Source organism: Mesorhizobium sp. M7A.F.Ca.CA.001.10.2.1 (genome assembly GCF_003998575.1).
GTDB lineage: Bacteria > Pseudomonadota > Alphaproteobacteria > Rhizobiales > Rhizobiaceae > Mesorhizobium.
This window is the reverse complement of record NZ_RZQY01000404.1, coordinates 1-5,424: the sequence shown is the minus strand read 5'-3', so window position 1 is coordinate 5,424 and position 5,424 is coordinate 1. Positions and strand designations below refer to the sequence as shown.

The following is a 5,424-nucleotide window of genomic DNA, read 5'->3' as shown; positions in this document are numbered from 1 at the left end:
CCAAGCCCCGCCCGCCACTGACCGGCGCCGACGGGCAGAACGGTCTGTTCCAGCGCCAGGTGGCAGGCGAGCGACAGCACCGCGGTCGCTGCGCAGAACCAGGTGACGATGCTGGTCGGCACCGACGGGAAGCGCCGCGACAACAACGAATAGGACGACCACAGGACGGCGCAGACGGCAGCCATGGCATAGCCGAAGGAATAGCGGGCGTCGAAGGCCAGCCCGCCACCCTTGGTGACGATCAGCACGGTGCCGGCAAGGCCGAGCAGCGCGCCGACGACATGGTTCCACGCCAGTTTTTCGCCCGGCATCAGCGCCGAGCCGAGCACGATCAGCAGCGGCCACAGATAGGCGATCAGGCTCGCCTCCACCGCCGGCGCATTGCGCAGCGCGGTGAAATAGAAGAAGTGGTAGCCGAACAGGCCGGCAATGCCGATCAGCCACACCTGCGGCGGTATCTTCTGGCTCTTGTCGGGTGCCGGCATGAACAGCCGCGCGATGAGCCCGACCCCGGTGCCGATCGAGAAGGTGATCGCCGACAAGAGGAACGGCGGCACCTGGCCCGACGCATCGGTGAGCAGTGCGAGCAACGCCCACATGGCGACCGCCGAAAAGCCGATCAGTGTTGCGCGCCCCATTCTGTCTCCAGTGGCGCGCCAATTCCGCGCCTGGCTATTGTACGGCTTCGAAACGCCCGGCGCTGATGGTCAAGGTGCCGATCTGCGTGCCCACCGTGGCACGGATCGGCGCATATACGCCGGTTTGGCCGAGCGGTGCAAACGTCACCATCATGCGGCTTTTGTTCTTGAGATAGTTGAGCGCCTTGCGGCCCTTGCGATAACCCGCCACCGGCTCGAAGCCCATCTGGCAGGTGACGGTGTCGCCCTTGTAGCCCGGGACCGAGATCGTGCCTTTCGACGCGTAGGTCAACGTCAGGTCGGCACGCATCTCGCCGTCATAGAACTTCACCGTGCGGCCGCAGACCTGGTCGAGACTGTCGGCATGAATGACGGTGGCGGCCATGGGATCGAGCACCGACGTCAGGTCGCCGGCACCGAGCGGTACCCAGTTCTTGGGGTCGCGTTTGCCCGGCGCCGGCACGACCTTCGTCGAGGTGACCCTGCCATTGGCAAAGCGGATATCGACAACCGATGCCTTCTTGCCGGAGGTGTAATCGGCGCGGAATGCCTGCGGCACCATTTTCTTGCCCGCGATCGTGCCTTTGGATGAGATCGTGCCGCGCGTATCGTCGAACAGCTTGGCGAGGCCGGCTGCGGTGACACTGCCTTGGATCGCGTAGGCGCCGTTCTCATAGCGGCTGGAAAACGTTGATTTCGCTATCGAAAGGCCGAGGAACGACACTGTGTACTCGCCCTTGAACGACTGCGGCGAGGCAGCAGACGCGGCGGACGGCAAAGCTATGGCAAGCATGGCAACAAGGGCATGTGGCGAACGAAGCATGGCGGGATCGGGTCCTTGATTTTCGGCCGGAGGCGGGCAACTCCGGTCTGGCATGTCCCTATGGAACCGCTTATAGGATGAATTCCGGCCTTAATATGAAATGCCGGGCGTGTCCGCAGGCAAGCTGGAGCTTGACGCCTCGGCGAAATGCAACTATGGAACGCCAACTTTTTCCATAAGGCCGCCTGACCAGAACCGCGCGCCACCCGGCGTGGGCTTGAGTGTTTGGCAGACCCCGAGAACTGAAGGTTAGAACAATGTCCCGCACCTGCGAACTCACTGCCAAGGCAGTCATGTCCGGCAACAATGTGAGCCACGCCAACAACAAGACCAAGCGTCGCTTCCTGCCGAACCTCGTCAATGTGACGCTGATTTCGGAAGCGCTGAACCAGAACGTGCGTCTTCGCATTTCGGCCAACGCGCTGCGTTCGGTCGAACATCGCGGCGGCCTCGACGCCTTCCTGGCCAAGGCCGACGTCAAGGAATTGTCGCAGCGCGCCCGTTTGCTGAAGAAGCAGATCGCCAAGAAGACCGCCGAACAGGCTGCCGCTTAAAACAGTTCAAAGGCGGGGGACGACCGCCCTGGCCAACCTCTTGTTGGCCTAGGCATCGGATCGAAGCCGCAAGGTTTCGGCAACCCGATGCTTAAATTACGAAGCTAGCGTAATCCGATTTCGGAATACGTTCCGCTGGTTCCATTACCCAGGATAAAAAAATGACTTTCTTCTCGCGATACTTGCCCTTCGTGGCCGCCATGACGCTTGTCGTCGTGGCATCGAACATTCTCGTGCAATTCCCGATGCAGGGCCAGATCGGCGGCCTCTCGCTGGCCGACCTTCTGACCTGGGGGGCCTTCACCTATCCCTTCTCGTTTCTGGTCACCGACCTCGCCAACCGCCGTTACGGCCCCACTGTGGCGCGCCGGATCGTCTTTGTCGGCTTCATGACGGCGGTGATCTGCTCGATCCTTGTCCCGCCCTTCCTGTTCCGTCACGGCCTGATCGAATTCGAGACCGCCGCCGACCGGCTGGTGCGGATCGCGGCCGCGTCCGGAGCGGCGTTCCTTGCCGCGCAATTGCTCGATGTGACTGTCTTCAACCGGCTGCGCCGCCAGAGCTGGTGGCGGGCGCCGATCGTCGGCACGCTGGTCGGGTCGGTGTTCGACACAGCCGTGTTCTTCACCGTCGCGTTCTCGGCCGCCTTTGCCTTCGCTGGTCCCAACGACGGCTTTGCGTTGGAAAACGCACCCTTGATGGGCGTGTTCCATGTCGACGCGATGCGTTGGATCTCCTGGGCGCTGGGCGACCTCAGCGTGAAGCTGATCATCGCCGTGGTGGCGTTGATCCCCTACCGTCTGCTCGCGGCCCGCTGGAGCCAGCCCGCGGTTGCGGCTTAAACCATGATCCCGAAAAGTGGGACCCGATTTTCGGAAAAGATCATGGTCGGACAAAGATCATGATCCCGTGGGTTCAGCTCGATTCGGCAAAGACCCCGGACGGCGGACAAGAACTTCGCCTCAAGCGGCGCGGCACCGAATTCTCGATCATGCTGGGCACCAACGAGCTCATGAACAGCCGCCTCAGCGGTTCCGAGGAAGCGCTGGCAAAACTGTCCTGTGAGCGGATTGCCGGCCATAGCCGGCCCACAATCCTGATCGGTGGGCTTGGCATGGGTTTTACCTTGCGCGCCGCACTCACAGAATTGGCCAATGATGCCGGAATTGTCGTCGCCGAACTGGTGCCCGCCGTCGTCGCCTGGGCACGTGGCCCGATGGCCGAAATCTTTGACGGCTGTCTCGACGATCCTCGCGTCACCATCCAGGAAACCGATGTCGGGCAGTTGATCCGGTCGCGGCCCGCGGCCTGGGACGCCATCCTGCTCGATGTCGACAACGGCCCGGAAGGCATCGTCCACAAATCCAACAACGCACTTTACAGCGTGCAAGGCCTCGCAGCCGCACGCAGCGCCCTGAAACCCGGCGGCGTGCTGGCGGTGTGGTCGCAAGGCCCCGACAGCGGCTTCACGCGGCGGCTGAAGCAGGCAGGCTTCGCGGTCGAAGAGGTCAGTACGCGCGCCAACGGCAAGCGCGGCGCCCGCCATGTCATCTGGATCGCCAACAGGACGTAAGCCGGCTGGCTCAATCCTGGTGGAGAATGAATTCCAGATAGAGGTTGCGCTGCAGGATCGAGTGGTTGTCGTCCGAGATCAGCGACACCATCAGCGCGCCGTCGTCGCGGCTCCAGACGTCGAGCCCTTCCATATTGTCGATCTGGTAGTCCATGTCGGCCTCCAGCAGCACCGGCCCGTCGGCGACCGCGCCCTTCTCGACGCTTTCGCCGTAGATGCGCCGCAGCCGCATCTTGACGCCGCTGGCCATCGAGAAACTGCGCTCCAGAAGCAACAGATCACCATCGGGCAGGAAGGCGCCGTCGGTGATGTCGAAATCGCCATTGCGCTTGACGGTGAAGACGCCCTTGTGCGGCCCATCGATGATGGCGGCATAGATGTTGCCGGCCTTGTCCAGGCTCTTCTCGGAGACCACGACCAGGCCGCCCTCATGCTGGCCGTTGGCATTGGCGTGGGTGACGGTCTCGAAGCCGCGATTCTGGCGCAGCTCGCGGGCCGGCACGACGAAATCCAGCGGCTTGAACGGCGCCTTCATGTCGTTGGGATCGATCTTGAACTGGGCGACGCGGTGGCTGCGCTCGAAGCCGACGGTGGCGATGCCGTCCTTGACCGCGAGACCTTCCGCATCGACCTCCCATTTCCTGTCGATCGGCCGGCCGGTCTGGTCGACCATCTGCTGCATGCGGAAATTCTGGATGCCGGAGGGTCGCTTTTCCGCGTCGCGGACCACCGTGCCGAAGAACCAGAAGCCGGTGTCGGCAACGCCGATGAAGTCACCGCCGGCTGTCAGGAAGCGGAAGGCTGACAGCGCGCCGAAATCGCGTGTCGGCGAGGTCATCTCCAGCCCGCCGACGAATTCGAAAGCGCCGAACTGCTTGTCGGCACGGCCAATGTGGAATTGGGTGATCGGGCGGGCCGAGATTTCGACCGGTTCGACAGAACCAGAGTCAGCCGAACCGGCTGCCGCCGAAGCCACGCCGGAAAGCAGGGCGATGGCGGCGAAAAGCGTCTGCCGAAACCCGCCGCGCCTGGAAATCATCCGGCGCGCCGCATACCACCGCCGCGTCGCGTATCCTTCGCGCTTTCCTCGGCGAACAGCGAAGCCAGTTGCTCGGTCATGGCGCCGGCCAGTTCCTCGGCATCGACGATGGTGACAGCGCGGCGGTAGTAGCGCGTGACGTCGTGGCCGATGCCGATGGCCAGCAGTTCCACCGGCGAACGCGTCTCGATCAGCTCGATGACGGCGCGCAGATGGCGCTCGAGATAGTTGCCCGGATTGACCGACAGCGTCGAATCGTCGACCGGCGCGCCGTCCGAGATCATCATCAGGATCTTGCGCTGCTCGGGCCGGGCGATCAGCCGGTTGTGCGCCCACAGCAGCGCCTCGCCGTCGATATTTTCCTTGAGCAGGCCTTCGCGCATCATCAGGCCGAGATTGCGCCGTGCCCGCCGCCATGGATGGTCGGCGGACTTGTAGATGATGTGGCGCAGATCGTTGAGCCGGCCAGGATTCGGCGGCTTGCCATCCTTCAGCCATTTCTCGCGCGCCTGCCCGCCCTTCCACGCCCGTGTCGTGAAGCCGAGGATCTCGACCGAGACACCGCAACGCTCCAGCGTGCGCGCCAATATGTCGGCGCAGGTGGCGGCGACCGTGATCGGCCGGCCGCGCATCGAGCCGGAATTGTCGAGCACCAGCGTCACCACCGTGTCGCGAAATTTGGTGTCGCGCTCCTGCTTGAACGACAGCGGCTGCATCGGGTCAATGACGACCCGCACCAGCCTTGCCGGGTCGAGGTAACCTTCTTCCAGGTCGAAATCCCAGGAGCGGTTCTGTTG

6 protein-coding genes and 1 pseudogene are annotated in these 5,424 nt (G+C 63.4%); 3 read left to right on the top strand and 4 right to left on the bottom strand.

Annotation, left to right across the window (positions count from 1 at the left end):
- Both EN964_RS23000 and EN964_RS22995 read right to left on the bottom strand, forming a co-directional pair.
- Window positions 1-638, bottom strand: a 638-nt coding sequence (locus EN964_RS23000) for a DMT family transporter (protein WP_127276755.1), incomplete at its 3' end; no start/stop codon positions are given.
- 34 nt (window positions 639-672) lie between these two features.
- Window positions 673-1,461: a DUF3108 domain-containing protein gene (locus EN964_RS22995; protein ID WP_127266960.1), complete on the bottom strand. Its 789-nt coding sequence runs from the start codon at window positions 1,459-1,461 to the stop codon at window positions 673-675.
- A 257-nt stretch (window positions 1,462-1,718) separates the two neighbouring features.
- Here EN964_RS22995 and rpmB point away from each other — a divergent pair, with 257 nt between their 5' ends.
- The 3 genes from rpmB (at window position 1,719) to EN964_RS22980 (ending at window position 3,588) form a co-directional block, all read left to right on the top strand.
- Window positions 1,719-2,015 carry a 50S ribosomal protein L28 gene (rpmB, locus tag EN964_RS22990; RefSeq protein ID WP_013529373.1) on the top strand — a complete coding sequence of 99 codons (297 nt, stop codon included), beginning with the start codon at window positions 1,719-1,721 and terminating at the stop codon, window positions 2,013-2,015.
- 161 nt (window positions 2,016-2,176) lie between these two features.
- Window positions 2,177-2,857 (top strand): queuosine precursor transporter, encoded by a 681-nt coding sequence (locus tag EN964_RS22985; protein ID WP_127266961.1) that lies wholly within the window; start codon window positions 2,177-2,179, stop codon window positions 2,855-2,857.
- Between the two features lie 59 nt (window positions 2,858-2,916).
- Window positions 2,917-3,588 carry a hypothetical protein gene (locus EN964_RS22980; RefSeq protein WP_127266962.1) on the top strand — a complete coding sequence of 224 codons (672 nt, stop codon included), beginning with the start codon at window positions 2,917-2,919 and terminating at the stop codon, window positions 3,586-3,588.
- A 10-nt stretch (window positions 3,589-3,598) separates the two neighbouring features.
- Here EN964_RS22980 and EN964_RS22975 read toward each other — a convergent pair whose 3' ends face one another.
- Together EN964_RS22975 and EN964_RS22970 are read right to left on the bottom strand one after the other, a co-directional pair.
- Window positions 3,599-4,627 (bottom strand): esterase-like activity of phytase family protein, encoded by a 1,029-nt coding sequence (locus EN964_RS22975; protein WP_127266963.1) that lies wholly within the window; start codon window positions 4,625-4,627, stop codon window positions 3,599-3,601.
- Window positions 4,624-5,424 (bottom strand): annotated as a pseudogene (locus EN964_RS22970) (cobaltochelatase subunit CobT); the annotation flags it as partial. The gene EN964_RS22975 and the pseudogene EN964_RS22970, both read right to left, overlap by 4 nt.

Excerpts from the sequence above, each read along its gene's own strand:
- EN964_RS22995 (WP_127266960.1), bottom strand. The coding sequence starts at position 1,461 with ATGCTTCGTTCGCCACATGCCCTTGTTGCCATGCTTGCCATAGCTTTG.
- rpmB (WP_013529373.1), top strand. The coding sequence starts at position 1,719 with ATGTCCCGCACCTGCGAACTCACTGCCAAGGCAGTCATGTCCGGCAAC.
- EN964_RS22980 (WP_127266962.1), top strand. The coding sequence starts at position 2,917 with ATGATCCCGTGGGTTCAGCTCGATTCGGCAAAGACCCCGGACGGCGGA.
- EN964_RS22975 (WP_127266963.1), bottom strand. The coding sequence starts at position 4,627 with ATGATTTCCAGGCGCGGCGGGTTTCGGCAGACGCTTTTCGCCGCCATC.
- EN964_RS22985 (WP_127266961.1), top strand. The coding sequence starts at position 2,177 with ATGACTTTCTTCTCGCGATACTTGCCCTTCGTGGCCGCCATGACGCTT.